A 26733-nucleotide genomic window follows, 5' to 3' on the forward strand; every position below is an offset into this window, starting at 1 on the left:
ACTGTTGGTCTATTGGCACCAGTTGACGCAAGTCGATTTACCGTCGAATCTTCGGACGCCAAAGACCATTATTGCAAAGATCTGGATGGAAATCATAAGTGCCATACACTTTAGTTGCTGCGTCAGCTCTAGGTGGTCTGCCGGCCACGTTTCCCAACGGAGTCTCGTTCGTTTTTGCCATTCCCTAGCATAACACCTGGGACCGACCAACACTAACTGCCGAGGTGTCTCGACCGCTGTAAGTTCCGAATCCTCCGAACTCCTGTCGGGTGGACCATCCGACTGGAGTTGCGCCCGCCGCGAAGTTGCTGAGATGTCTGGTCAGAGAGGGCACCGCCAGCATTTACGGAAATCTCGACTTGCCACATTATTTTCTCGGTCCACGCTCTAGCATAGGCAGAAAATCAGATTCTGATTCCCAAGATGTCTTGGCAGAGAGTGGACACTTGAAGATCATGATCTTATTGTACGGGGGTGAACGCATCGCACATGTGCGTGAGGATTAGCGGGTGAGCGGCGACTTGACGAAAGCGGATAAGAGAAAGGTCCGGCAACTGGCGGGTATCGCGTGGGAGCGTGAGCTTCGGCAAGAGCTACTTAAGATCGCCGCGGCGATTGAGGAAATGGAGAACGGCTCTTTGTCGCCGTTCGAGGTCAACGATAGCATTCACATCTTCCACGAGGGAGCGTCGCGTGATCTCTATCGCCACTATGCCGACTCACACCCGTGGTTGGGGGTTTGTCGCGCCTATTGCGACCGTGTTCTCACGGACGAAGACCTCGTCGACGCTAGTGACGAGGTTCGGAATGGCATACGCGAGTTTGCCGCCAGTCTCGCCAAGCTCGACGCCGAAGCAGGGATTTCCGACGAAGAGGGTCGCGAGAACCTTGAGAAATGACGGCTAACGTCGGCCGCAACACTTCTTGTACTTTCGACCGCTCCCGCAAGGGCATGGAGCGTTGCGTCCAATCCGATTCCCATCATTGTGGAAGGTGGTGTGCTCCGGCTCCTGAGCAATGAGGGGCGGTTCGCGAAGCCATTCGTCTTCGAAAATCTCTGTTTCTGACTCAGAGGCGACTTCATCCGAAAAAGCAGACCAGCCTTTTAGCTCTTCTACAGTGTCATGAATCCCGGTCGGCCCACAGTACGAGAGCGCTTTGAGAAATCCTGATTCACCTTCAGAAATGCTCCGCCTTACGTCTTCGAGATCAACAATTTCGTCATCGACGAGACCGAGTTCAAAGGCGTTCTCAATATCGTCAAATACTTCTTGCGGCGAGTAGTCGGCCAGCGCATCGACGAGGCCGTAGATGATCTCGACGTCTTTGTTGTCGATTGCCTCGCGCAGGTAGCGCCGCAGGCGGTCGATAGCCTCATCGCGAGTTAGTCGGCCGTCACGAACAAAATGCAGGTACGTGCAGGCGGCTGCTCCCCGCACATATTCGTTCACGGCCTGATTCCGAATCAGGTCAGCGATTGCCTCCGGATCGTCGCTAGCGAGATCCGCGAGGACTCGAGGCAGGCTTTCCGTGACAGCATCACCAAAGAGATCGAAGGGGAGTTCGCCCGGCAGAGACAGGGCTCCGATAATTGCCGGAAGTGCTTCCTTGGCATGAAATTCGGTCAACAGAAACAAGGCAAAAAAGTGCGCATTTCCTTCTGGGAGATTGCCCGACTCAGCCCTTTCTGCAGCAGTCTGAATCGCTTCGATGAGTCGTGGGATGATGGCGTCGCGGTTCATCCTGGCCTGAAGGATGGCTTCCTCAGGTAGTCCCTTTGTTCCCGCATCCAACTGCTGAATAACGCGATCAATGGCTTGACTTGAATCTTCCACACGCAGAGTCATGGTGTGACCTCCGAGGGTCTTGGATTTCTTGGGAAGTTCCCGACTCAAATGCGGATCTTTTTCGGAGCTGGCACGAGTCGTAGCGCTTACCAGAATATGGCAGAACCTCGCCGAGCCGCCAATCTCAACACCGATCTTTCGAGGGAACCGCCGGCAACGCCTCCGCAGCTAGTACGGGAGGCGTCGCTTTGGCTGGATTCTAAGCTTGGTGGAACCTCCGCCGGCAGCACGGGCACTCGCCATCGAACCCATGCACTAGCGCGGTAAACGCCGTCGGTTGGGGCAGCGACATGATCGCTTTGAACGCCAGCGGATCACGGTGGGCATAGTGCCGGTAGGTTACTCCGCCTACCGAGTGCCCGAGGATCTCGATGGAAGACTCAGGCATGTGCTCATCGTAGTAGGTCGCGCAGGTTTTTCGAAGATCTTTTAAAACCCAAAGCTTCTCCTCGCCCGTTTCCACATCCTGCTTCGGCTTGACCCCGGCCAAGGCGCAGAGCCGTTGGAATTGCGCGTTCGGGCGCGAAGTGCCGCAATCGAACACCGGCTCGTCCAGTTCGACTCCTTCGGACTGGAGGCTCTTGAGGTGCACCTTCACGACCCGGTTCATCGGTCGATAGAACTGCTTTTTCGTCTTCACCCGACGGTAGTACAGCCAGCCGTAGCGAGACTCTTTTCCTTGACCGTTCGGCGGTTCGGGTCGCCAGAAGATGTGCCGCCACAGGATGGGCTCATGGAACGCGGCGGTATGGAAGACCGTCCCGGTGTCGACGCCGTAGTTGAAGAACACGACCAAGGCCGCTCTCCAGTAGTGGCCGACCGTTAGCGACTGCTTCCATCCTCTTGGGCGTTCCAGTTCGTATGTGGCGAAGTAGAGCGCATTCAAGTCCGCCTTCGTGAGGTAGTGCCTTCCGGCGACGTCACGCTGCGGTTTCGGCATTGGAAACCGCGGAAGCTTCTCCAGAAAATCCTGCTCCCAGGCCCACGACAGGATCGCCCTCATGTTCTCGCGCGACTTGTTCGCCGTGCGTCCGGCGTTCGATCCGCCGTCTGCCGCGGCCTTCTCGTGGACCCAGTCGAGGAAGTCTCGGAGATGAACCCTGCCAATCTCATCGACGTCGACTCCTTTGCCCCAGGCGGTCCACTTGGTGACTGTGCCCCGATACTCCTTGCAGGTGCCTGAGGAGAGCTTCTTGGAGGTGAGATACTTGGCGGCGACGGATTCAAAGCTGATGGACATGGTGACGGCTCCAGGCCGTCGGCACTTGCATCCGTCCCAGGTTCCACCAGCCGATGGCCATAATTGGCCTCCTGCTGAACCTCCTGTCGCTCTGTGATGAGGTCAGGCAACTTACGCTAGCTGCACAGATGACCCCATTTTAATCGAGAAAATGGCCAAGTGTGCGAGTTGGCAATCTGCCCAATTTACTGAAACTGATGCATCCGCCGCCAGTTAGGATGATTTCGAATTGCGATCGGTGTCTCGACTTTCGGAATATAGCAAGGTGGCATTTCTTCGAGCGGGCCACTACGCCGCCGCGTGCAATCGGTCGAATAATAGTCCAAGAAACTCCTAGACGTTTTTGAAGCTCGCGGGTGTATCAGATCCCGAGGCCAAACCAATTGCTACGCAGCCTTTCTGCGTAGAGACAATGTCACCAGAAGGAGGGCCATGAGCAGGAGTGACGACGGCTCAGGAACTGCCGCCGAAGTGGCGCCCAGTGTGCCAGTCGTAGCTCCGTAGTTGCTTTGCCAATCGGTCAGGCTGCCGACTGCTGGGCTTTGCTGCCAAACTAAAAAGTCGCGGCCATCGACATCGCCATCGAAATCAAAGTCGCCGGCAAATGTTGTCACCAATTCGACGGACGTGGCGCCGTAGTTAACAAACCAGTGCAGGTCCCCTGGCAGGGGCGGCAGACTCACAGTGTCGAAGGTATCCAGCACACTCGCGGCAGTGATGATCTCAAACGTGTCACCGGCAGAGTGCGTGAAGCCGTTGATTATAGAAACGTCGAGGAGTCCATTAAGTGTGATGTCATCGGCAACCGTGATATGGTCGAAGTCATCCCCAGCAAGCAGGCCGCCAAGTTCGATTTCCAAGGTCGCTGCCGGGCCAAATTCCAAATCTCCGCCGAACGACATGATGCCAGGGCTACTTCCCGGTTTGAGGTCGCCTTCCATAATGACGGTGCCAGAGCCGGTATCGCCACTGCCGCTGTACGAGCCAAAGTAGACGGTAAAGCTGTTGGTGTAAGTACGAATTTCGCCATTGTTCACCACATCGTCATAGAACGTGGTAGCTCCACCAGCTGAGATAATTGTGCCGGACGCGTTGTTCACAACATCGCCAATGACATTTGCCGTGGCGCTGAATGCCATGTTGCCATCGTTGCTGGTCTCACCATCGCCGCGGAGTGTGCCATTTCCGATGACCAGACCGGTGGCATTGTTGGTGAAGTCTTGCGTGAAATGGACCTGACCTCCGGAGAGTGTGAGTTGGCCGCTATTGGAGTTGCCACTGCCAGTGAATTGTAGGTTGTTACCAGCCAATCCCTGAACTTCACCGTCGGCAGCATTTGTGAATGGGCCACCAAGAGTACCGTTCCCTTTGACAACGCCATGATTTGTGACCCCCAGTGCAGCATTGATCGTCGTTTCTTCCTGCAGATTCAACGTATTGCCAAACGGGCCGCCTGGCTCAATGGCCACCGGTTGGTTGTTAATGTTGAGGGTGCCTCGCTGCAGGTCGATGAGTTGGGGATTGACCACTTCGCCGACCGACAGGGTACCGCCGTCGATCGCAACTGGTTTCAAGATAGTGGCTACGCCTTCGACTCCCAAATGCTGGGCAAAGCCGATAGTCAGCGAACCGCCAAGCGCCGTTTCGAGGGTGCCACCGGTGTCGATTGTTTGATCGGTTGTGAAGTTGAGTTTTCCGTGCGAGAAGTTGAATGTCCCGAAAACATTGACGAACACAGAATCAAGCTCCGCCAGATTGATCGTGCCCCCGTTGAGATTCACGGTGCCGCTATCCCACAAGCGTAAACGGTTGCCCACGTTAACGACTCCGCCTAGTCCGACGTTCAGCCGGCCGTTTCCTCCCGCAGTCGTATTGTTGCCGCCGACCACGAGGTCTTGAGAGGTTGTGAACGTGGCAGGAGTTCCCGATTCATTTGCCTGTGCGACCGTTACTGTAGAAATGGGACTGGCTCCGTCGGCAATGAAGCCAAACTCGCTGGAGAGTTGGCCACCATTTTGAACATTCACACTACCCACACCAAAGTCACCAACGTACAAGTTCGTAGCGATGGTCCAATTCGCGTCGTTTATCAAAACATTGCCATTCCCGCTCACACCGACATGAGTTTCGCCGCTCTGAACTTCCGCTCCATCTCGAACGAATAAACCTCCCGAACCAGCGTTACCAACAGTCAAGCCGCCGCCAACCGTCCAGCGGGATGGAGTGCCAGAGCCATCGGTACCTCGGACGGTCACGCCCCCCAATCCAGTCGAAGAGTTTCCTATGACTCCTGTAGTACTAGAAACCTGTCCCCCCGCTTCGATGTTCAACGTGCCTTCGCCAGAATTTCCGACATACAAGTTGCTTGTGTTGGTCCAGGTCGAACCTTCCCCTGTCACTGTCGCTATTCCCGTGGAGCCGGGATCCCCTCCGATTGACCCAGTGTCATTGGAGACCTGTCCCCCTGCTTCAATGTTCAGCGTAGCGTGACCCACGACGCCAACCGAAATGAAATTCGAGGTCGTCCAAGTCGAACCTTCACCAGTCACCGTTACGGTGCCCATGGAATCCTGGTCAAAACCGATAAATCCAAAGACGTTGGAAACCAGCCCGCCATCTTCCACGTTCAAGGTCCCTTGACCAGCCTTGCCGACGATTAAGTCACTCGAATTGGTCCAGGTCGAAGGATTATCCGCCTCGTCGGTTCCTGAGACGGTTACGGTGCCGACGCTGTCAGATAGATTGCCCACAATTCCCTCGAAGTGGCTGGTAACTTGCCCACCCGCCTCGACATTCAGCGTGCCTTCGCCTTCGTGGCCCACATACAAAATGCCCGAGCTGGTCCAGGTCGAACCGTCGCCATTCACCGTCACCATGCCGACGGAACCTGCTACGCTGCCAATAAAGCTCAAGTTGCTAGAAACGTCCCCCCCCCGCCTCTACGTTTAGTGTGCCGTTGCCAATATTGCCAACAGTTAAGTTTCCCGAATTGGTCCATGTCGAACCATCGCCAGTCACATTCACCATTCCGATGGAACCTGTCAGGTTGCCGATTATTCCCGCAACGTTGGAAACCTGTCCCTCTTCTTCAACGTTGAGCGTACCTTGACCATTATGGCCAACACGCAAATCAATCGAAGTGTTCCATGTTGAGCCGTCGCCAGTCACTGTCGCCATGCCAATTGAGCTTGGGGAGTTACCGATAAGACTGGAGCCGTTGGAAATCACGTCTCCTCCCGCCTCTACGTTCAAGGTGCCTTGGCCGCCACTGCCAACAACTATGCCATTCGAATTTGTCCAGGTCGAACCATTGCCGGTCACCATCGCTGTACCGTAGGAGCCTGAGCTATCACCGAGGAGACCGGTGACATTGGTTACGCTTCCCCCGGCCTCAATGGTCAGCTCACCTTGGGTCAAGAAGTCACCAATAATGAGATCGTCGCCAATCGGAGCGCTCGCGCCGGCACCGATAACCAGGTGTGGCATCTCGCTGGCACTGGGGCCCTCAATCACATAACTGTCGGTTGGACCGCCCGCGTTAGGTAGAAACATTCCGCCAGTCACTGTCAGTGTGCCATCGAAGTGATTGAGCGTGCCAGCGGCAGAATTATCAAGCCCTGCGGCCGCGTTGAGTTGATCGCCGTTGAACGTAAGCGTGCTGCCGGCGGACATCGAGAGTGGTCCATTGGCATTAAACGTGCCGCCCTGAATGTCGAGCGTGCTCATATCGCCGATCGTGATCGCACCTGTGCCCGAATTGAACTCGGCTCTATCGGACACGGTGACGGTCGCCAAGTGATTGGCGCCGGCTTTGCCAATCTTAAGTGTCGAGGCACCAGTCATCGTTAGCGCCGATCCAGGACCATCAACTAGAAGATCACCGATCAGGTTCGAGCCTCCAATTAATACGGGCGCCGCCACTTCGATGCTTGACGTCTGCAATTCCGAACCGGAGAGAATCTCCACATTCCCAGTAACATTGTTGGCGAGCGAACTTGCAATGTTCAATACACCAGCGATCACATTGCCTGTGGTACTATTCTGAAATGTCAGAGTACCGGTTGCGCCAGAAGCGCCCAGGTTGACTCTCTCCGCAAAGTTAATACTTGTACCAGCTCCGTCGACGGTCAGTTTGCTTAACGTGCCGCTATTTCCGCCGATCCCAACATTGCCAGCCACGTCCAAGAGACTGCCAAACTCCACGTTCAACACGCCATTCTGCACCACTCTCACATCATCAAAGACGAGCAAATTGAGTGGTGCTTTGAAAGCGCCGAGTGTAAGACTCGCGTCCGATACATCGACGTCTTGATTCCTGCCGGTGATCGTATAGCTCCACGGTGTGTCGTTGTCGCTGACAAAAGTCACGTCACCAGCGAAGACATTCAATTGGCCACTCCTCCCATCATTCGCTGTGAACTCAACTTGATAAGTTTCGGCAAGGTTGAACGTGGCGGTGTCGCCCGACGTTGGAACTTGGTTGGGATTCCAATTGTTGGCCACGCCAAAGTCTCCGTCCGGCGGCGACGCGCCGTTGGCATCCCAGACTTGTGCAACCGCACAATTAGTCGATAGAAACAGAAGAAATGACAACTGCAGGCAGGCAAACCGACAACAAGACATTATTTGTCCCCCACATCACACATCTAACCAAGCTGTCACGTGGCGAAAGTTCGACAACGCAAACATCACAGCTCGATTGAAATACTATTAAAGGCGCCTGAGATTATAACAACGGTCGTTGCAGAGTGCAAAAAGTGCGAATAGATAGTGCAATTACCGACATCGGCAACAGCGAGACGGTCCCAGGCTCAGGGACGGTTGATTGCTCGATTGTCGAGCTTGCCAGCGAGGAACCGAAGTTCGCTTTCCAGTAGTCGTAGTCGCTGTCATCAACAGTGCCAGGCGTCGGATCGTTCAGCAATTCGGTGCCGCCAAGTGCCGCAAGCCACACGGTGTAGTCAGCGGCATCAACAATGCCGTTGCCGTTGTAATCGCCGGCGAGGCGGTCGTTTGGACAGTACTCGGCACGTTATTTGGCGATTGGCTCCTAGATCAAGTCGTAGAAAACATGTGGGGGCCCTCATCATTTTATACGGGCACTTCTGCCCGCCGCTGGCCATGCCTACGTTGGGCGCGATTGTTGGAATAGGCGAGTGGCTGATGCTCAGAAAGCGAATGGCGGTACGGGCCAGCGGGTGGACCATCCGCTGCGGCTTAACCTCTCCTCAAACTGATGGAGGTGGTGGCAACCTCCGTAGTTGCGCTACCGAATCGACAACAACCAAGCCCTGGCTAGCGAACCCCGCTTCAATCACGCCATTTGTTCCTAATCTGGGCGTGTTTTCTGCACGCAACCCGGATGCTGTAACCCGCACAAGAGACGTCAACGCTAATTGCAGAGGTTGCTAGAAACGGACGCAAACAGAACTCTCTCAGAATGACCTCACCACGCCAGCAAACCAGATGTGCCAACGCTTTACCCTTCCGCATAATGCCCACATGCCCCCTCGCGCGAACTCCTGTCCCGCGGTAGCACGCTGCATAAGCGCCTTGATTTCTAGAGCCCTAATGTATTTAGGGTCTAGGAAGAGATCGTTGGATGTCAGGGGCATTCAAGTTAGAAGCATCACTTGCGGCAGCTTCAACGCTTCGGCTTGCCGTAAGTGCGTGTCTTCCATTCGCCTTCGCCATAAACATGCATGCCCGTGCTGTCGACCACAATGTCGATTGGCCTTTATTGCCAATATCTGCCAAACAAAGGACATGGGTTAAAGGAGTAGTTTAATAATCTAACTGCTTTAGTGTGAGTGTCTTAGCTCGATTGGTGGTGGGAGCACGATCACCTCGAGGTCGTCGGAATCGGGCAACTTGGTCAAAAAGACCGGAATCTCGTTGCATTCCTTACTTTCTTCATTAAGATGATCTAAGACCATAAGTGCAGCAAACGGTCATTACAGCTGGGCTTCGATGGATGTCCAAGGCATTGTAGGGTCGGTGGATTACCGGATCATCAAGAGCGCTAGACAACAATCCTATTCTCAATCCTTAAGGAGCGTCTCGTGAAAAAGAACAACAAAGTATCTAACAAGCTCTGCATGCAGGCTGTCACCAAAAGGCTGACTGCTTATTCGGCGGCGGCAGGTCTCGGGGCGTTTGCTTGTGGTGAAACCGCCGAAGCAACAGTCGTCTATGCCGATGTCCCGGACATTGTGGTGAATGCGACTAACCCCACCGGTGGCTACTACGATATGGACGGAGACACGGTCCCGGACTTTAGATTTCGGTTCCAGCCGGGTTATGCGCCAGCCGGTATTCGGTTTCAGGGATATGGCGATTCTGATGAACTCACGAATACGAGTAAAGGCAGTGCTTACTACTTGCGCTCGTTTGAGTCAGGAGATTCGATCGGACCGGGCGCGGTAACCACTTCAAACGGATTTGGCATTGCCTCGTCGAACGCGACGAATTTTGGAAACCCAACTGATCCCCAGTACGCGGGAATCCTTCTGGATATTGGTGGCAGTTCGCACTATGGCTGGGTTCGGATCAAGACAGAAAAGGTTGGCGGAGAAACTACCCTGACGGGTACGATCTTCGATTGGGCCTATGAGACTACGCCGGACACCGCGATTGCAGCAGGGGCGATCCCCGAGCCCACCTCGCTGGCGTTACTGGCTGCTGGCGCTGGAGCCTTGGCGCTGCGTCGACGCTCAGCCTGAATCGCATAGGTACGGTGAGTCTGTGAAGACAACAATATACGAGGTCAGGACGTATCATCCTGGCCTCGTACTTTTTTGTTGGTAGGCTAATAAAAGGTCAGTTGAGTAAGGTGAATGACGAAACCACTGGCGAAGAAGGTGCTGCTTGTTGGATGGGATGCAGCTGACTGGGTCATGATCCGCCCTCTCCTCGACCAGGGCTATATGCCGACCCTCGCCAGACTGATCGCAGAAGGCACTAGTGGTAAACTGGCGACCATTCGCCCCATCCTATCTCCCATGTTGTGGAACTCTATTGCGACCGGCAAGCGAGCCGATAAGCATGGAATCTGCGGGTTCGCCGAGCCCATGCCGGACGGCAGCGGAATCCGTCCGGTTACTAGCACCAGTCGTAATACCAAGGCAATTTGGAACATCCTTTCTCAGAACCAGTTGACAAGCAATGTCGTAGGATGGTTTGCGAGCCACCCGGCGGAGCCGATCCGCGGGACCGTAGTCACCGACTACTTTGTTTCACCGGTAAAGGGAGAGCCTTCCCGTTCTCTTCCGCAAGGCGTCTGTCATCCTGAACGTCTTTTGAAGCCGCTAGTCAACTTGAAGGTCAATCCAGAGGATCTTGACGCCCAAGCCATACTGCCATTCGTTCCCCGTGCTGCGGAAATCGACACGACCAAGGACAATCGTCTGGGCAGACTCGCTTCACTTCTCGCCCGTACGTCCAGTATCCACGCGGCATCCTGTGCGCTGATGGTCAAAGAACCTTGGGACTTCATGGCGGTGTACTACGACGCCATAGACCAGTTTGGCCACCATTTCATGCCTTACCATCCCCCTGCCATGGAAGGCATCTCCGAAAGCGACGCCGAGATTTACAAAGAGGTAATGATCGGTTGTTATCGATTCCACGATATGATGCTGGAATCTTTGCTGTCCTACGCCGGAAAAGATACAACGGTCATTCTCGTCAGCGATCACGGGTTTCATAGCGGCAGCGGTCGGCAAGACACCGACGGCTTCAAAGACCCCGTTAGTTGGCATCGACCGTACGGCGTGGTGTGCGCCTGTGGGCCGGGAATCAAACAAAATGAAACCATTTATGGCGCTAGCCTCTTGGATGTGACGCCGACGATACTGACGCTGCTCGGGCAGTCCATAGGTGAGGATATGGACGGCCGCCCGTGGTTGGAAATCTTTGACCAGGAAGTCTGTCCATCACGCATTCCAAGTTGGGACGAGGTGGACGGTGAAAGCGGCATGCACAGTGAAGATCGCCGGGAGGATCCTGTGGCAGCAGCCGCAGCAATTCAGCAACTCGTGTATTTGGGATACATTGATGCCCCCACCGGGGACGTCCAAGAAACCATCCGGAACACCACCATTGATTTGAAAAGGAATCTGGCATCAGCGCTTTCCGATAGTCAACGCATCGAAAAGGCTATTCCACTGTGGCAAGAACTCATCAGCGACTCCACCACCGATTCTGCAGACCATGTTGCGTATCAGTTGGAGTTGGCCCGCTGCTACATGCAATTAGGACGACTTCAGCAGTGCGATGAGATTCTCAACAAATTGGTTAAGGAAACGCCGGAAGAAACGGGCCCGCTGATGATGCTCGCCCACTTGAATCTGCATCTCCGAAAACCGCAGGAGGCGTTGGACTGGTTGGAACGTGCTCGAAAACTCTCTCCGGACTTGAAATCCCTACCCTGCGCATTGGGGCAGGCATACCTCCAGCTTTCTAAGTGGAGTGATGCCCAGCACGAGTTTCAAAAAGCACTCGATGCCGATGACGAAGCTCCGGTTGCGCTGAACGGGCTTGCGAGCGTCGCCATCGAGCGTCAGGAGTTTACCGAGGCGGTAGACTACGCCCTCCGCGCGGTCGGACTGATGCATCATTTCCCCCGCGCTCATTGCAATCTGGGTATTGCGCTGGCCGAATGCGGTATGGCCAGAGAAGCGATCCAGGCTCTGGAAACCAGCGTGGCCCAGGCGCCGAGGATGCGGATCGCCCACAAGTGGCTAGCCGAACTCTATGCCCAAAATGAGCGGGACCCGGTCAAGGCGCGCGAACATGCCAACTTGGCAGCATTGCAGAACCCAGGATGAAACTCTGCACGAATTGTTGGAAAAAACCAACCGAAGCAGGCAGTGATTGTTATGGAGATGTGAGTTTCGGCATACTCATCAATTGCTTTTGATCACAAAGTTTGTTAGCATCGCTTACTAGTTGCATTATAATTGATTCCGCGCGCAGTCCTGGAGAATTTACTCCATAACAATCGGTATCGAGTAAAACCAGTTGTTGGATTGGGTGCTTATGAGCATAGCCAGTTCTCAAAAAAGATGAGTGAAACTACATGGCGACCGAGATCACTTTCGATGACCGTCGACCGTCCGTGCATAAATTTTGCGTTTGCTTAATTCAAGCCCGCGTTTTATTGGTTTGGTTCTCATCCATTGTGGGGCTCTGCACTCCTCTAGCTGCGCAGAATCAGCGATCGGCCTGGATGTGGAGTAGTCCTGCCCATCCGTACGGTGCAGCCAATGTGCTCGGTAATCCTGCCAAAGAGAGCGAGTTGATCGCTAACTTTGGGGCATGGGGCTTTGATCGAATCTACACTAGCGTTGGAAGTGTACCCTCGAACGATCCAGCCACGATGGCTCGTTGGAATGCCGACCTGGACGACGTGGGCATTGATTCTCAAGTGCTGTTCGGCCTCATTTCCTACAGCCCGGTGAGTGTCTCGAATCTCGTTCAGACGTCGCTGATCAACTTCAACAACACGCGCACGGATCCGCGCGAAAAGTTTGACGGAGTGCATCTCGACATCGAGCCTCATGGTTCGAATGCCTGGAAGAATGGAACAGCGACCGACAAACGAAATCTACTGTATCTATTGCGTGATACGTATGCTTCGGTCCGGACACTTCTGGATAGCAGTGGATACCCGGAAGTGAAGATCTATGCGGATCTCCCGGTCTGGTACGATAGCACAACGAGCATTGACTGGACCCGAGGAGAGCGAAATCAATGGTTCGACGACATTGCCACCTCCTTGGATGGAATCTCCATGATGGCCTATGAACGAAGCACGTTGGCGAGTATCCAATCGGGTGTCGCCTGGGAGGTCGCCAATTTCAACGCCGACGTGCGAGTAGCTCTTAATGTTGCGGAGATCGGTCCCGGCAACACTTTCGAGGATTTCGACGCCATGATGTCTCTGGCGGAGGAAATCGAGTCGACTTATGCAGCGCAGATCTCTGGAATCGATTTTCAGCCCTTGATTGATTACTACGATGAGGCTCCCGCCCCCGTCTTCTCTGCGGATTTTGATGAGGATGGCGATGTGGACGGTAGGGATTTTCTCATCTGGCAGCAAGGAGTCGGAATTGCCAGTGGAGGATCGCTCAGCCAGGGAGATGCCAATGGCAGTGGTTCCGTCAACATCTCCGATTTGGTTGTGTGGCAACAGCAGTACGGCCAGAATCTTGCTGCTGGAGTGCTCGTGGTACCAGAACCGTGTTGTACCTTACTACCATTTGCGCTGCTGGTAAGTGAATTTGTGCTTCGCGGCAGACTGCTCTTCCGCACGGCCCGAGCCTGACCTCCGGAGTACGTGACTGATGAATTCCACCTCAGCCCTTCTGCAAATCCGGAGAAGCAGAGACGGGCTTTTACTCGTACCCTTGGTCCTCTGGCTGGTGACCTTGTTCACAACAGCCCTATTCTCCAATCTTTGTTTTGCCCAAGGCATTGACAATATTCGATTGGGCATTATCGGGTGTGACACGTCCCATGCGCCTGAGTTTGCAAAGATTCTGAATGCCGTCGAAGCATCCGGCCCGCTCGCGAGCGTGCGCGTGACGGTAGCTTATCCTGGGGGAAGCAACGATCTTCCTGAGAGTCGCGACAATGTGGACAATTACGTTAAGCAACTCAAGGGAATGGGAATCGAGGTGGTCGACTCGATCGATGAGCTCCTGGACCGCGTTGACGCTGTGCTGCTCGAAAGCGTTGACGGCCGGCCACATCTAGGCCAGGCTCGGAAGGTCTTCGCATCCAAGAAACCGGTTTTCATCGACAAGCCGCTCGCGGCGTCCCTCGCCGATGTGGTGGAGATTCTGCAAGTGGCGGAAGAATCCGGTACTCCTTGTTTCTCCGCATCGGCCTTGCGTTATGGCCCCGCCGTGCTGAATGCACGTGCGAAGGGCAACGTGGGAGACATACTAGGGTGCGCGGCTTACAGTCCGTGCGAGTTGGAGCCCCATCACGCCGACTTATTCTGGTATGGTGTCCACGGCGTGGAGACGCTCATTGCAATCATGGGAACCGGTTGCGAGAGTGTGATTCGTGTTCAAAGCGATGGGACAGAACTGGTCGTCGGTGTTTGGAAGGACGGCCGAATCGGCACCTTTCGCGGTACTCGCACCGGACCGCATGCCTACGGGGCAACACTCTACGGAAGCAAGCGTGTGGAGCATTTTGTGGGATTCGACGGGTACGAGCCTTTAGTGCTAGAGATCGCGACGTTTTTCCAAACCCAACAACCTCCGGTTGCTGCGGAAGAAACCCTCGAGATATTCGCTTTTATGGAGGCGGCCGATGAAAGCAAGCGTCTCAACGGACTACCAGTTACGCTCGAGAGTGTACTGCAGAAGGCTCGCGAGGAAGTTGCCCACAGAAAGCGGCCCCAACAGAGCGGAAACTAGGGCATGCCGGATTTGCAAAATCGATGATATATACTTCCAACAATCGATAATAAGGTCGTCATATGAAAGCACAGCACACGAAGCTTTTCGGTCGCGTTCCTGAGCGGGCGTTTACGTTGGTAGAACTCTTGGTCGTGATAGCAATTATTGGGGTTCTTGTAGCCTTACTTCTGCCCGCTATTCAAGCGGCTCGCGAAGCGGCTCGCCGTTCCCAGTGCACCAACAACTTGAGGCAAATCGGCCTGGCAGTCCTCACTTATGAATCCACTAATGGTCATATCCCCCCCGGCCGACTCGGTTGCGATGTCGGTTACCGTCCGGAGCCCTATTGCCCTGCCGAGTCTGCTGAACCAAACCAAAGTGAACTGAGTGGCTTTGCTGTGATCCTGCCCTATATCGAGTTACAGGCCGGCTCTCGGTTATTCGATTTACAGGGTGAAGGCATTCTAATGGTTGGTTCCGGTACGGAAAACTGGAAAAGAAATTTGGCTGGCCTCGAATTCCTCCGAACTCGCCCCCCAGTTTACGTGTGTCCCAGCGACCTAGCGGAACCCCAAATCGAAGGAGTCGAATACCAAGACATCGAAGGGCTGGGAACCGGAAGTTACGCACTCTGCATGGGCTCCAACGGACCTGCTTATGGGATCCTCCCGCAGGCAAAGATCGAGAATAATGGACTCTTCATGTACAAGCGGACTTTTGCTCTTCGAGAAGTTGTCGACGGCTTGAGCAAGACTTTCATTGCAGGGGAGACAACCAACGGGCACCTCCGCGAGTATGACACCTACAACATATGGAGTCAGGGCCTTCGCCATGTCTCCTCATTGCGGAACACGGAGAACCCACTGAACACTCCGCCGGGACTTGGCACGACCAGGGCCATGAAGACCACCTATACCCCGCTGGCCAACGGTGCTTTTATTAGCAATCATCCTGGCGGAGGGAACTTCGTCTTCGGCGACGGACACACCGATTTCATGAGCGAGAATATCGACCTGGAGCTGTATCGAGCTCTTTCGACTCGCGCGGGGGAAGAAGTCCTCACCAGTAACTCATAGCGGTATCCCATGTGCAGCTGCAACTCCGATCAACCTCCGAAGACACAGATAGGAATTTGGCACGAGAGACACCGATTCCACCACAAGCTCTCGCTCGCACTGGCTCTACTTCTCGGCTGGACGGTCGTGGGTTGCAGCGACGGACGACCCCAACGCGTTGTCGTCTCCGGACAGGTGTTGATTGACGACAAGCCTCTTGCGGGAGGCAATATCAAGTTTGTTCCCGACGGGGCGCGGCCCTCGATGGGGACGATAGACGAAGAGGGACACTATAAACTTACCTGCTTTGAAGTTGGGGATGGGGCTATTCCAGGAAAGCATCGCGTTGAAATCGTTTCGAACGAGATTCTCAGCCAGACTGCGGTACGCTGGTGCGCCCCCAAGAAGTACGCGAGTTTTCTCACTTCTGGACTGGAGGTGGAAATCTCCGAGCCGACTGACTCCCTAGAAATTCACTTGACCTGGGATGGCGGCAAACCTTTTATGGAGATGGTCAACATGGGAAGCGGAAAACTGTGACTAGTATCAACAGCGTCCCCGGTAAGACAGAGGCGGCTTGAGCTTGGGAATCTGTCAGCTCCTTCCGGGACACCCGGGGACTGTTAGCAGCTGTAACGCCTCAAACCAAGGAAAAGAGTTGTATATTGCTCAAACTTCATTAAGATACATACATGAAACCTACGACGGCAGTCCTTTACTACAAATCCTCCTTCGCCATTTGGGATCAGAAGAACTTAGAGGTAATGTTTAGCCGGTAGCATGCCTCCTGACCGGCGATTTCCTTTGCGATTGTTACAACCATTTAGATATTGGGAAGACACATGAAATCAGCAAGAGAGAAAACGTCGAAGCGTCAGCGGAAGTCTAGCAGCACGAAACAATTCGCGAAAAGACTGACTTGTTACACGACTGCGGCAGGGCTGGGTGCGTTTGCCCACGGAGAGACCGCTCAGGCATTGGTGATATACCGAGATGTCAATCCCGATATTGCCGTCACTTTGATTGACTTACAACAAAACCTATCAGGTGACTATTACATTGACATGGATAGCAATGGAACCGACGACTTCAGGATCCGTTATCAAATTGCCGGGTACGATCCCGCAGCAATTCGGTTCCAGGGGGTAGGCTATTCGGAAGAGCTTTCGAATACGGACAAAGGCAGCAATTACTATGTGCGCTCGTTCGAATTGGGAGATTCGATCGGTCCTGGAGCAGTAACCACTTCGACCGGATATGGGATTGTAGCGGCAAATTACTTGAATTTCGGTGCCGTCGACACAGAGAACTATCCTCAGTTTGCCGGCATCAGGCTGGACATCGGTGGTTCGACGCACTACGGGTGGGTTCGCATGCAAACATCTCCTGTGAATTATCCCGGGTCAGGAGCCCCGATACCTCCTCTGACGGCCACCATTTTTGACTGGGCCTACGAAACGGATCCAGACACCGCCATCCTGGCAGGTGACGTGGGTTCTTTCGTGCCGGGAGATTTCGACGACGACGGCGATGTGGACGGCAACGATCTCAGCAAGTGGATGACTGATTACAGTGTCAACGGGGGAAGCGATGGCGACCTTGACGGCGACAGTGACGGCAGAGACTTCCTCATTTGGCAAAGAAACTACACGGGGCCACTCCTTACCGCGGCAAATAGTAGTGTCCCCGAGCCGACGTCTTTGGCACTCTTGGCGGCCGGCGGGGGGGCCCTTGCCCTGAAGCGACGCCGACGCACTTGAATGCCAGAGCCAGGATCGCTCGAATCCCGAGACAAGGGAATGTGACAATGATTGCATCCCCAATACTTGGAAATCCGGTTCTGTGAGCAGACGCATTGCGCATAAAGTCTTGCTGGTCGGATGGGAAGCGGCAGACTGGCAGATGCTCCGCCCACTGGTTGATGGCGGATTGATGCCGGCGCTAGCCAAACTGATCGCAGACGGCGCCAGCGGGAATCTGGCAACGATTCAGCCAGCCTTGTCCCCGATGCTCTGGACTTCTATCGCCACAGGCAAGCGAGCGGATAAGCACGGGATCTGTGGTCTCGTGGAACCCACAGCAGACCACACGGGTCTCAGACCGGCTTCAAGTACGAGTCGTTCCTGCAAAGCAGTCTGGAACATCCTGTGTCAGGTTGGCATGACCTCCCGAGTTGTGGGCTGGCCTTCCAGCCACCCTGCCGAACCGATTCGCGGCACCGTTGTTTCAGATCGCTTTGTCAATTCTCTACGGGACGCAAATGAAGAATTGTCGTTTGCTCCACAGACGTTTCATCCTTCTTCGCTTGAGCAAGAGATTGGCCCGCTGTGCGTTCGCCCGTCAGACGTTCAGATGGATGCGATTCTTCCGTTCGTTCCCCAACTCGAACAGATCGAATGGAAAAATGACCAGCGAATTCACGATCTCGTTCGCCTAATGGCTCGCACATCCTCGGTACATGCGGCCGCCTGCCACCAAATCGTCCAGCAACACTGGGACTTTCAGGCAGTCTATTACTCTGCGATCGAAGACTTTTCCAGGTGCTTTGGTCCCTTCTTCGAGAAGCACTCGGATGCTGATCCGCCGGGGGATGCAATCGACAGGAACATACTAGTCGGTTGTTACCAATTCCTTGATATGATGTTAGAAGCACTTTTGTCATTTGCTGGCACCGATACAACGGTTCTGCTTGTAAGTGACCACGGTTCGCCGCGGGGAATTCATCAATCGGGCTTTGTTTCCTCACAGTCACACGACCTACCCCAGTACGGCTTTGGGATCGCTTGTGCAAAAGGGCCGGGAATTCTTCGTGGCACCCAGCTTACTGGTGCGACGGTCTTGGATGTAACACCGACAATTCTGACAATGCTTGGCATGGCCGTTGGAAATGACATGGATGGACGTCCCTGGCACGAGATATTTGCAGAACAGGTTCCATCCAAACGCATCAAAACGTGGGAATCGGAACAGAGTAGCGCTGGCCAGCCTATCGAAAATGTTGCTTCTAACCCTCGTGACAATGCCGACGCTTTACAACTCCTGAGTGACATGGGACATAATTATGCCCCGAGTGGTGACTTGCAGCAGATCGCTACCAGGGTGTCCAAGAACAATCGGATTTATCTTGCGATAGCGCTCACCGACAGCAATCGCGTACCACAAGCCATCGAGCATTGGAATTCTCTCGTCACCGACTACCCTGGAGAATCCAGCCATGCGATTCAACTGGCGTCGTGCTACCAGCGTGTCGATTGCTGGCCTGAATGCAAGGACACACTGGCACATATCCCGGAAGAAGCCCGGCAGTTACCCGAGGTTCAGTTTATGTTGGCAAAAATTGCATTGCAGGAAGGCGAAACCGGGGAGGCTCTACGCATCGCCTGTGAGTTGGCGGAGCAAGCATCGGAAAATCTTCACTTTCTGAACCGGGTTGGCGCCCTGTTTTTGCAGGCAAGTGCCTGGGAGGAAGCGGAGTCAGTATTTCAGAATTCCCTGGCTGCAAGTAAGACCAATCCGATAGCCCATGACGGCCTGGCACAAGTGTATCTTGAGCTTGATCAGCTCAAAACTGCGGTGAAACATGCGAGAAGTGCTGTGGAATTGATCCATCACTTTCCTGCAGCCCACTTCCACCTTGGCGCGGCGCTGCACTACGCCGGTCACGCCGAGGAAGCTATCGCCGCCTTTGAAACCTGTCTCTCCATGGGCTATGAGCTAGAAGAAACACACAGTCGCCTTGCCGGTTTGTATCTACTCCGGGACCCGGCCAAGGCCAAACATCACCGGGATTTGGCAAACCTGTCCTGAAGGGATTCATGACCTGATCGACACGATTACGGTTACGAAGGAAGCTGCCTGCTGTTGGGGCATACAGGATACATCGTTCCGCCAGTTTGCGGACATTTCATATCTCTGGCCCTACAGTTAACAGTTATCAACGGCTTGACATTATCAGTCCACATACTTAGGATGCGCGGTGCTTCATGACTATGCTCTGCCTCATTCAGATTGAGCGAGCATCCCGCACCAGAATCCGTGGACACTGAAGAGCGTGCGTTGTTGTATGCATTGTCGTTGGCGTGAATTGCCTTCGCAGTGCGTGGGAGATGCAACATGCACGCAACGTCGTCAATCGGCTACCGAAAATATGACGGCTCCTGCGATTGCCACTTCCATGTGGCGTCAGCAATCGTGCCCAATCATTTGCATAGGACTAAAACTCATGAATGGGTACACGGACAAGAAGAAAATCCGACAACTAGCAGGTGGTTTCACACTTGTAGAGCTCTTGGTGGTAATCGCGATCATCGGAGTCCTAGTTGCCTTGCTGCTCCCCGCAGTACAGGCCGCCCGCGAGTCGGCTCGCCGGACCCAGTGCCAGAGTAATCTTCGACAGTTGGCCTTGGCGGTTCTGAATTACGAATCAAACCGCAAGATCCTCCCCATAGGGATGGAGTTCGAAGAAGGTGAAGAACCGTCGCAGACGAATAAGATCGGCAAGAACTGGCTGATCTCCATTCTGCCACAGATGGAACAACAGGGACTCTACGATTCCTTTGACTTCTCCGAATATATTTCAGCAGATCAAAACAAACTGGCACGCGGGACACAGATCGCATCAATGCTCTGCCCGGCGGATCCGTTTAGTAGTGAAACTCTTAGCGATACATCGACTCCCAGACGCCCCATGGGGACCAACTGGGCACGGGGCAATTATGCGGCCAATGTAGGGAATGGACCAATCATTGGATCTAAGGATCGTGAAAATGCAATCTGGGGCGAAGAGTCCTTAGGATGGCAGAACCCGAGGATACGAGGAGTGATTGGGCCCAACGTTTCTGCGAAGCTTGGCCAGATCACCGACGGAACGAGCAATACGATCATGCTGGGAGAAGTCCGATCCGGAGTTAGTCAATCAGACCGACGCGGTGTCTGGGCCTTGGGAGGAGCAGGTTCAAGCCTGATTGTCTGGTATGGCTCTACGGGGGATGCCAACGGGCCCAACGTGTGCAATGTAAACGCAGACGACATCATGGGCTGCAGTCCGGCCGATGCAGAAATCATGCAAACTGAATGCATGCCCTGCTGGGTCGGAGGATTCGGTGCCCAGGCAACCACCCGAAGCCTGCATTTTGGAGGTGTTTTGATGGCCTTTGCCGATGGAAGTGTCCACTGGATCAACGACACAATCGAAACCAGCGGGCCCTATGGGGACTGGGGAACGGTTTGGGACAAGCTGATCGCCAGTATAGATGGAGAAGTCGTCGGTGATGTGAGATGATCGCCATTGCGAAACCCTCGCATAGATCCATCCTAAATTGCTTTAGGATCTTGGAGTCAGATCCATGCGGGAGTAAATTCTGAAGATGTCGATTGAAAGGCACCAATTGATAACCCCGTTTCCTGAGAAAAGTATATGCTTCCTATCACAAAATGGCCGCCTGCATTTTCCATGCTTTTTTCCCGTGGGGCGGCAGTGGGGAGTTTTCTTACCTGTTTGCTGCTAGTGGGTTGCGACAATTCTGGCAGGGTTCAAGTCACTGGAACAGTGGGTTTTAATGATGGAGGTATCCCACAGGGTGAAGTCTCCATGATTCGTTTCGAACCGGCGTCCTACGCGAAGACCTCCGATAGCGAGGTACGCAAAGGCGCCTATGGATACATCCAACCTGACGGGTCCTTCCGCATGACAACACTGAAACCGGATGATGGCGTCTATCCCGGCACCTACAAGGTGTGCTTTACGGTACTGAAGTCCTATCAAAGCGGAGAGCCTTTGATTCCCCGAAAGTATATGTCCAAGAAGACAACTCCGTTTGAGCAAACAATCAACGAGACGACGCAAGGTCTGCATTTTGAATTGGAAAAACTCCCTGGGAAGTAAGCCCCCCCAAAAGCGGCCTGTTCATGTCTTGGCGGCACTTGCCAATCGACTGACCGCTTAACCTCTCATCTTTGCCAGCCCTCCCGGCAACTTCCCCGAGAAGTTTACCACAAGTGACCAATTGGCCTGAAACCCTAGGTGGCTGCTTGATGGAAATCTCGCTTTCAATCACCAGCACGGAGGGGGTGCTGGCCATGCTGGTTGGCGTATGTGCGTTCTTCTTCTGGTTGGAGAAGGCGACGCAGAGCCGGCTGTTTCAGTACCTGCCCCCGCTGATCTTTATCTATCTGACCCCCGTCCTTTTGGCCACCCAAGGAATATTGCCGACGAAGTCCCCCGTTTACGAAATTATTGGCTTGCTTGTGCTGCCGATGATGTTGGTGCTGTTGTTGCTCAAAGTGAATGTGCGTGGGGCGATTCGCGTGCTGGGCAGGGGTGTGGGTGTAATGCTCTTTGGCACCCTCGGAGTGATGGTTGGGGCGCCGATCGGGTTCTTAGCCGTCAAACCTTGGCTGGGACCGGACGCCTGGAAGGCCTTTGGCACTCTCGCGGGAAGCTGGATCGGCGGCACTGGCAATATGGCCGCTGTCAGCCAAATGATCGATGCCAGCGGGACCGATGTCGGGCTCGCTGTGATCGGTGACTCGGTGATCTATCTGTTCTGGCTCCCCATTCTGCTCGGATCGAAACTCTTTGCCGAACGTTTTGCCGCCTTTACCGGAGTCGATGAGGATCGGGTCGCCAAGATGACTGCCGCCGCTCGAGCTGAGACTAACTATACGACTGCCCCCACCACCCCTGACATCCTTGGGCTCCTGACGGTTGCGTTATTCGCTAGCTGGATTGCGGAATTGGTCGCCCAACGTCTGCCGACTATCGACCCTTACTTGAGTGCATCTGCCTGGAAAATTCTACTCATCACCGCTTTAGGAATTGGACTGTCGTTCACGCGGCTGAGCAAGATCCCTGGCAGCCACGAACTTGCAATGGCCCTGGTCTATCTGTTCGTCGCGCGGATGGGTGCCCAGACAAATCTGGCCAATGCAGCAGGTCAAACTCTGCCGTTTCTCGTTGGGGCCACGATCTGGATCTTCATCCACGGAGCCTTCTGCCTGCTGGGGGCCAAGCTGCTGAGGGTCGATGTCCATACGGCCGCGATCGCCAGTGCGGCAAATATTGGGGGTGCTGCTTCGGCATCGATCGTGGCCACGCACCATCAAGAGAGTCTGGTTCCGGCCAGCATTCTGATGGCCCTGATAGGATACGCCATCGGCAACTTTGCCGGCTATGCGACCGCTCTGCTCTGCTTGCTCGTGTCCTAGTCGGTCTTACCAGTCCGTCAACACTCCCAGTGAATGTTAGAGGCGTGAACCTGGGGGTGAGGCTGCGCCCTTTGGTTTGTCGCTGCTGCCTCTCCAGTCTTACGAGCCCCACAAACCAGGAGCTCTCTAGTTTGAATAGAACAAGTAAAGTGGTAACTTAAAATTGATGTTTCTTCATCACAAACTGGAGGTCGTGGAAGGCCAAGTTGCAGTGTCGTAGCTAGTCAGGCCAAATTTCGAAAAGTATGACTCGGCAATCTGGCAACGCATTCTCCAAGTCAGCGACGTCGTCCATGCAAACTTGAGTAGAATGGGGTAACTTCAGCCCGATGACCTAGCTTCCCTTCGTCGAGAGAGCATAATTTGCCTGATCCTTGGAAATCTTCATGCCAACTTGCATAAACGACGATGGTGCCCCCGTGTGGGCAAGCTACTGGCTCTGTGCTGCGGGATTTTATAATCTCGTGTGGGGCGCGCTCACGATTGCTTTTCCACATTTGCTGTTTGATCTTACCAGCATCGAGCGAGTCAATTATCCTGAGATTTGGCAGTGCGTGGGGATGATCGTTGGGGTCTATGGAATCGGCTATCTGATTGCCGCGGGGAACCCACGGCGTCACTGGCCAATAGTGCTCGTCGGGTTGCTAGGGAAAATCTTTGGTCCAATCGGATTCCTGGGGGCCTTATGGCGTGGAATATTTCCCCCGCTCTTTGGACTGACCATCCTGACCAACGATCTCGTGTGGTGGGTTCCGTTTGGCCTGATTCTGTTGGACGCAGCCCGGGCTCACAAGAGCGAGCGGCGACCCAATGCAGCGAGCCTGAGTCACTTTCGCTGGGAGTCTCGGATCAATGCTTCCCCAGAGCAAGTGTTTCGCTTTCACGAAAGCACCGAAGCATTGCGGAGTTTGATCCCGCCATGGGAAAAGATGCAGGTGAGCGAGAGTCCTGGCTCTCTCCTTGTTGGCAGTCGGGTGGTGTTGCGAGGGAGCGTCGGACCAATTCCCGTTAGTTGGGTAGCAATCCACACCGAGTACGAACCACCCCACCTGTTTGCTGATCGGCAAGAGTCAGGGCCGTTCGCTTGGTGGTATCATCGGCATCATATCCTCGACGATGGAGAGGGAACCTTGCTGCGGGATGAGGTGGAATATCAGGTCCCATTGTGGCCGCTGGGCGACTGGTTAGGGGGATGGTTCGTTCGCCGCAAGCTGGAACGAATGTTCGACTATCGTCACAAAACAACCCGCAGCCTAGTAGAATCGGGGGTATGGGAATCCAGTTAACCCACGGCCCGGGAAAACTTAATGGCAGGGAAAGGACGAACATGGTTGTGATGTTTTTTGATGCATGGTTTGAGGTTGTGTATTGAGCGGTGATTGTATCAGGAGAGAATTCCTTGAGTTCTGATGGATACTGACGCCGCCGTTGGTATCTGGATTCACTCCGAACAGATGGTGGACAACCAGAAACGCAAGCGGGTATACTACCCGTTTGCGCTAACCCGTATTTCGAATATACCCGAAATCATCGAGAAACAATGCAATTGAATGAGACGCCTTGCACTGTATTCAATGAAGCGATAAAGTGCTTAAATCCCGGAGAAAACACCAAAAAAATCTTGTCGGCAATTGCGTCTGGGGGTCAAAAGGTCGCAAGTTCGAATCTTGTCGGCCCGACTTTTTTACATTTCTACTCAAGCACCCCGAGCAGGACTCGAACCTGCGACCCTGGGATTAGAAATCCCATGCTCTATCCAGCTGAGCTACCGGGGCGTATCCCTTATTCTAGCGACATCTACTTTCCACGAAAGTTAGAACACGACAGAAATCGCTATCGTTTTTTCTTATTTCTTGCCATGCGCCTGTCGCAGGGCATCGCGGGCGATTGCGGTAAAACTCACTCCCAAGAATGCTACCCAGGTTCCCAGGACGGCGCTTGAGACTGTTCCCACAACCCAGCCGGCCCAACCGATGCGGTTGCCGATCGTGACTGCCAAGAGGGTACCACCCAGCAAGGCTCCTACTGAAAAGCCCGACAGCAGAAACCAGCGAAAGCCACTCACAATCCGCCCGAAGCCTGCGAGATTGGTTTCTTCTGGGAGTGAAAGCTTGGCAAGCTCGTACGGCTGGGGAGTAGCGAGCGGGCTATCAGGGGATTGCCGCGGATCTGTGGCCCTCCAGAGCCTTATCTCGTGGGAGGTGTCGCGCAAGCGAGTACCGATCATGTTGCCCAACACATGGGCCAAAGTAAGCAGTGCTAAAAAGAAGATCACTAACGGCCATGGTCCGTGGGTCAACACCATCAGTGCGCAGAATAGACTCGCAAGTGTAACGATCAGAAATAGTTTCTTCAGCCCAAACTTGAGCAAATGAGGTTCACGGTGAGTGGAGGGGGGGGTGGGCGGCGCACTCATGTGGCTATTATCCGCAAGGATGTGGCAACAGGCAATATCTTGAGTCACCATCCCCCTCCGCAGGAATTCGAGTATGATAACAGCAACGCCCTTCGCTCACTATTATTTCCTTAGAATTCAACCCAATCACTACCTGCCTAACGATGCTGTATTTCTGCACTGGCTCAGCCACGACTGAACTCTCAGACGCGGAAATCCGCTCCGCTTTATTCGAGATCTATGACCTCCTTGGCCCTCGGAAGCGTGTGATTGCCGTCCCTCCGGATTTCACTCGGTTTAATAGTCGGGCTGGGCTCCTAACCTGTCTTTCCCATGAATACTATGGAGACTCACTGGTCGATGTACTCCCCGCTTTGGGAACGCATTTCGAGATGCCTGCCTGGCAAAAAGAAAAGATGTTCCCCGGGGTGCCTGACGAATTATTTCGCTATCACAATTGGCGTACCGACGTGGAGACTATCGGCACGGTCCCCGCCGAATACGTGACCGAGGCTACCGACGGAATCTACTCTGAGCCATGGCCTTGCCAATTGAACCAACTTATTAGTCAGGGAAATCACGATCTGATACTCTCGCTGGGACAGGTTGTTCCCCATGAAGTCATTGGCATGGCCAACTACAACAAGAACCTGTTTGTTGGCACCGGTGGAATGCGTGGCATCAATGAGAGTCACTACATCGGTGCCGTCTATGGCATCGAGCGCATCCTAGGTCGTGCGGATAATCCCCTACGCAAGATCCTCAACTACGCTCAAGATCACTTTTGCCAACACCTGCCGCTTCTCTATGTGCTGACAGTGGTGGGCTACAACGATCAGCGGCAACTGGTGGTACGCGGACTCTATATCGGCGACGACGTTGAATGCTTCGAAAGGGCAAGTGAATTGTCGTTGGAGGTAAACTTCGAGATGGTGGCAGAGCCACTCAAGAAAGTTGTCGTGTATCTCGACCCCGACGAATTCCACAGTACGTGGCTGGGTAACAAGGCGATTTATCGCACCCGTATGGCGATTGCCGATGGTGGGGAACTTATAGTACTTGCACCATCAGTCCGCACTTTTGGCGAGGATCCTCAGATTGACTTGCTGATTCGCAAGTACGGGTATCGGACGACTCCTGAGGTTTTGAAGTTTGTTGAAGCAAACGAGGACTTGCGTGAGAATCTTTCTGCCGCCGCCCATTTGATCCATGGTTCTTCGGAGGGACGGTTCAAAGTGACCTATTGCCCAGGCGAACTTAGCCGCGAGGAGATAGAGGGCGTCGGCTACGAATTTGGCGATCTGGCCGAACAATCTAGCCGCTATCCGGTCAGTGAAATGACCGATGGCATGCAGACCATTGAGGGTGAATCGGTTTTCTACATTAGCAACCCTGCTCTGGGGCTCTGGGCACACCAATCGCGGATGGGATAAGTGTATTCGGCCTACCTGTTTCCTTACATTGCTTCGTAATTAATTCATGGATTCTCAGAGAATTCATGGAAATCAGATTGCAATTAGCATATTGGATTGATTACAATCCCAACGCCTAGTTGTTGCTCGCTATTCGATATCCC

The 26733-nt window shown here is 54.0% G+C and carries 20 protein-coding genes and 1 tRNA gene; 15 read left to right on the top strand and 6 right to left on the bottom strand.

The features are described 5' to 3' along the window. The first annotated feature begins 509 nt into the window (after positions 1–509). Positions 510–899: a hypothetical protein gene (locus Pla144_RS22940; RefSeq protein ID WP_146453045.1), complete on the top strand. Its 390-nt coding sequence runs from the start codon at positions 510–512 to the stop codon at positions 897–899. A gap of 3 nt (positions 900–902) precedes the next feature. On the opposite strand, the gene Pla144_RS22945 is transcribed toward Pla144_RS22940, so the two are convergent. The 4 genes from Pla144_RS22945 to Pla144_RS22960 all read right to left on the bottom strand — a co-directional run bounded on the left by Pla144_RS22945 (position 903) and on the right by Pla144_RS22960 (position 7710). Then, positions 903–1847, bottom strand: a complete 945-nt coding sequence (locus tag Pla144_RS22945; protein WP_146453091.1) for a DUF1186 domain-containing protein — start codon at positions 1845–1847, stop codon at positions 903–905. A gap of 199 nt (positions 1848–2046) precedes the next feature. Further along, positions 2047–3087, bottom strand: coding sequence for a tyrosine-type recombinase/integrase (locus Pla144_RS22950; RefSeq protein WP_146453046.1), 1041 nt, complete (start codon positions 3085–3087; stop codon positions 2047–2049). Positions 3088–3473: 386 nt separating this feature from the next. Further along, entirely contained in the window at positions 3474–5999 is a 2526-nt protein-coding gene (locus tag Pla144_RS22955; RefSeq protein ID WP_146453047.1) for a beta strand repeat-containing protein, read from the bottom strand. Positions 6000–6003: 4 nt separating this feature from the next. Further along, positions 6004–7710 (bottom strand): hypothetical protein, encoded by a 1707-nt coding sequence (locus Pla144_RS22960; protein WP_146453048.1) that lies wholly within the window; start codon positions 7708–7710, stop codon positions 6004–6006. Between the two features lie 202 nt (positions 7711–7912). On the opposite strand from Pla144_RS22960, the gene Pla144_RS22965 reads away from it, so the two are divergent. The 13 genes from Pla144_RS22965 (at position 7913) to Pla144_RS24885 (ending at position 24048) form a co-directional block, all read left to right on the top strand. Next, complete coding sequence (locus tag Pla144_RS22965; RefSeq protein ID WP_146453049.1) at positions 7913–8239, top strand: hypothetical protein; 327 nt, start codon at positions 7913–7915, stop codon at positions 8237–8239. A 910-nt stretch (positions 8240–9149) separates the two neighbouring features. Then, positions 9150–9809, top strand: a complete 660-nt coding sequence (locus Pla144_RS22970) for a PEP-CTERM sorting domain-containing protein (protein ID WP_146453050.1) — start codon at positions 9150–9152, stop codon at positions 9807–9809. Positions 9810–9923: 114 nt separating this feature from the next. Next, positions 9924–11915, top strand: coding sequence for an alkaline phosphatase family protein (locus Pla144_RS22975; protein WP_146453051.1), 1992 nt, complete (start codon positions 9924–9926; stop codon positions 11913–11915). A gap of 251 nt (positions 11916–12166) precedes the next feature. Next, a complete protein-coding gene (locus Pla144_RS22980; RefSeq protein ID WP_197530956.1) occupies positions 12167–13414 on the top strand; it encodes a hypothetical protein in 1248 nt (415 codons plus the stop codon). Positions 13415–13433: 19 nt separating this feature from the next. Then, positions 13434–14519 (top strand): Gfo/Idh/MocA family protein, encoded by a 1086-nt coding sequence (locus Pla144_RS22985; protein ID WP_146453053.1) that lies wholly within the window; start codon positions 13434–13436, stop codon positions 14517–14519. Positions 14520–14581: 62 nt separating this feature from the next. Continuing rightward, positions 14582–15577 carry a DUF1559 domain-containing protein gene (locus Pla144_RS22990; protein WP_146453092.1) on the top strand — a complete coding sequence of 332 codons (996 nt, stop codon included), beginning with the start codon at positions 14582–14584 and terminating at the stop codon, positions 15575–15577. A gap of 9 nt (positions 15578–15586) precedes the next feature. After that, the gene (locus Pla144_RS22995; protein ID WP_146453054.1) at positions 15587–16096 is read left to right on the top strand and encodes a hypothetical protein; all 510 of its coding nucleotides are present in this window, start codon (positions 15587–15589) and stop codon (positions 16094–16096) included. Positions 16097–16398: 302 nt separating this feature from the next. Next, complete coding sequence (locus Pla144_RS23000; protein ID WP_146453055.1) at positions 16399–17316, top strand: PEP-CTERM sorting domain-containing protein; 918 nt, start codon at positions 16399–16401, stop codon at positions 17314–17316. Positions 17317–17398: 82 nt separating this feature from the next. Next, positions 17399–19363 (top strand): alkaline phosphatase family protein, encoded by a 1965-nt coding sequence (locus Pla144_RS23005; protein WP_146453056.1) that lies wholly within the window; start codon positions 17399–17401, stop codon positions 19361–19363. A gap of 415 nt (positions 19364–19778) precedes the next feature. Next, entirely contained in the window at positions 19779–20837 is a 1059-nt protein-coding gene (locus Pla144_RS23010) for a DUF1559 domain-containing protein (RefSeq protein ID WP_197530957.1), read from the top strand. A 135-nt stretch (positions 20838–20972) separates the two neighbouring features. Continuing rightward, positions 20973–21440 carry a hypothetical protein gene (locus tag Pla144_RS23015; protein WP_146453058.1) on the top strand — a complete coding sequence of 156 codons (468 nt, stop codon included), beginning with the start codon at positions 20973–20975 and terminating at the stop codon, positions 21438–21440. A 113-nt stretch (positions 21441–21553) separates the two neighbouring features. After that, positions 21554–22762: a DUF819 family protein gene (locus Pla144_RS23020; RefSeq protein ID WP_231936524.1), complete on the top strand. Its 1209-nt coding sequence runs from the start codon at positions 21554–21556 to the stop codon at positions 22760–22762. 386 nt (positions 22763–23148) lie between these two features. After that, on the top strand, positions 23149–24048 hold the full coding sequence (locus tag Pla144_RS24885; RefSeq protein WP_197530958.1) for an SRPBCC family protein: 900 nt from the start codon (positions 23149–23151) through the stop codon (positions 24046–24048). 415 nt (positions 24049–24463) lie between these two features. Here the strand turns inward: Pla144_RS24885 and Pla144_RS23035 are convergent. Together Pla144_RS23035 and Pla144_RS23040 are read right to left on the bottom strand one after the other, a co-directional pair. Beyond that, positions 24464–24537: transfer RNA gene (locus Pla144_RS23035), tRNA-Arg, on the bottom strand. A gap of 71 nt (positions 24538–24608) precedes the next feature. Further along, complete coding sequence (locus Pla144_RS23040; protein WP_146453060.1) at positions 24609–25178, bottom strand: hypothetical protein; 570 nt, start codon at positions 25176–25178, stop codon at positions 24609–24611. A 143-nt stretch (positions 25179–25321) separates the two neighbouring features. On the opposite strand from Pla144_RS23040, the gene Pla144_RS23045 reads away from it, so the two are divergent. Continuing rightward, complete coding sequence (locus Pla144_RS23045) at positions 25322–26590, top strand: lactate racemase domain-containing protein (RefSeq protein ID WP_146453061.1); 1269 nt, start codon at positions 25322–25324, stop codon at positions 26588–26590. The last annotated feature ends 143 nt before the right edge of the window (positions 26591–26733 follow it).

The sequence above is a fragment of the Bythopirellula polymerisocia genome (assembly GCF_007860015.1).
Taxonomy (GTDB): Bacteria; Planctomycetota; Planctomycetia; order Pirellulales; family Lacipirellulaceae; genus Bythopirellula; species Bythopirellula polymerisocia.

What these genes read in the sequence shown, in the direction of transcription:
- Pla144_RS22980 (WP_197530956.1), top strand. Translation starts at nt 12,167, where the DNA reads ATGGCGACCGAGATCACTTTCGATGACCGTCGACCGTCCGTGCATAAA.
- Pla144_RS23010 (WP_197530957.1), top strand. Translation starts at nt 19,779, where the DNA reads ATGAATGGGTACACGGACAAGAAGAAAATCCGACAACTAGCAGGTGGT.
- Pla144_RS22975 (WP_146453051.1), top strand. Translation starts at nt 9,924, where the DNA reads ATGACGAAACCACTGGCGAAGAAGGTGCTGCTTGTTGGATGGGATGCA.
- Pla144_RS22960 (WP_146453048.1), bottom strand. Translation starts at nt 7,710, where the DNA reads ATGTCTTGTTGTCGGTTTGCCTGCCTGCAGTTGTCATTTCTTCTGTTT.
- Pla144_RS22945 (WP_146453091.1), bottom strand. Translation starts at nt 1,847, where the DNA reads ATGACTCTGCGTGTGGAAGATTCAAGTCAAGCCATTGATCGCGTTATT.
- Pla144_RS24885 (WP_197530958.1), top strand. Translation starts at nt 23,149, where the DNA reads ATGCCAACTTGCATAAACGACGATGGTGCCCCCGTGTGGGCAAGCTAC.
- Pla144_RS22985 (WP_146453053.1), top strand. Translation starts at nt 13,434, where the DNA reads ATGAATTCCACCTCAGCCCTTCTGCAAATCCGGAGAAGCAGAGACGGG.
- Pla144_RS22950 (WP_146453046.1), bottom strand. Translation starts at nt 3,087, where the DNA reads ATGTCCATCAGCTTTGAATCCGTCGCCGCCAAGTATCTCACCTCCAAG.
- Pla144_RS23015 (WP_146453058.1), top strand. Translation starts at nt 20,973, where the DNA reads ATGCTTCCTATCACAAAATGGCCGCCTGCATTTTCCATGCTTTTTTCC.
- Pla144_RS23040 (WP_146453060.1), bottom strand. Translation starts at nt 25,178, where the DNA reads ATGAGTGCGCCGCCCACCCCCCCCTCCACTCACCGTGAACCTCATTTG.
- Pla144_RS22995 (WP_146453054.1), top strand. Translation starts at nt 15,587, where the DNA reads ATGTGCAGCTGCAACTCCGATCAACCTCCGAAGACACAGATAGGAATT.
- Pla144_RS23000 (WP_146453055.1), top strand. Translation starts at nt 16,399, where the DNA reads ATGAAATCAGCAAGAGAGAAAACGTCGAAGCGTCAGCGGAAGTCTAGC.
- Pla144_RS22990 (WP_146453092.1), top strand. Translation starts at nt 14,582, where the DNA reads ATGAAAGCACAGCACACGAAGCTTTTCGGTCGCGTTCCTGAGCGGGCG.
- Pla144_RS23045 (WP_146453061.1), top strand. Translation starts at nt 25,322, where the DNA reads ATGCTGTATTTCTGCACTGGCTCAGCCACGACTGAACTCTCAGACGCG.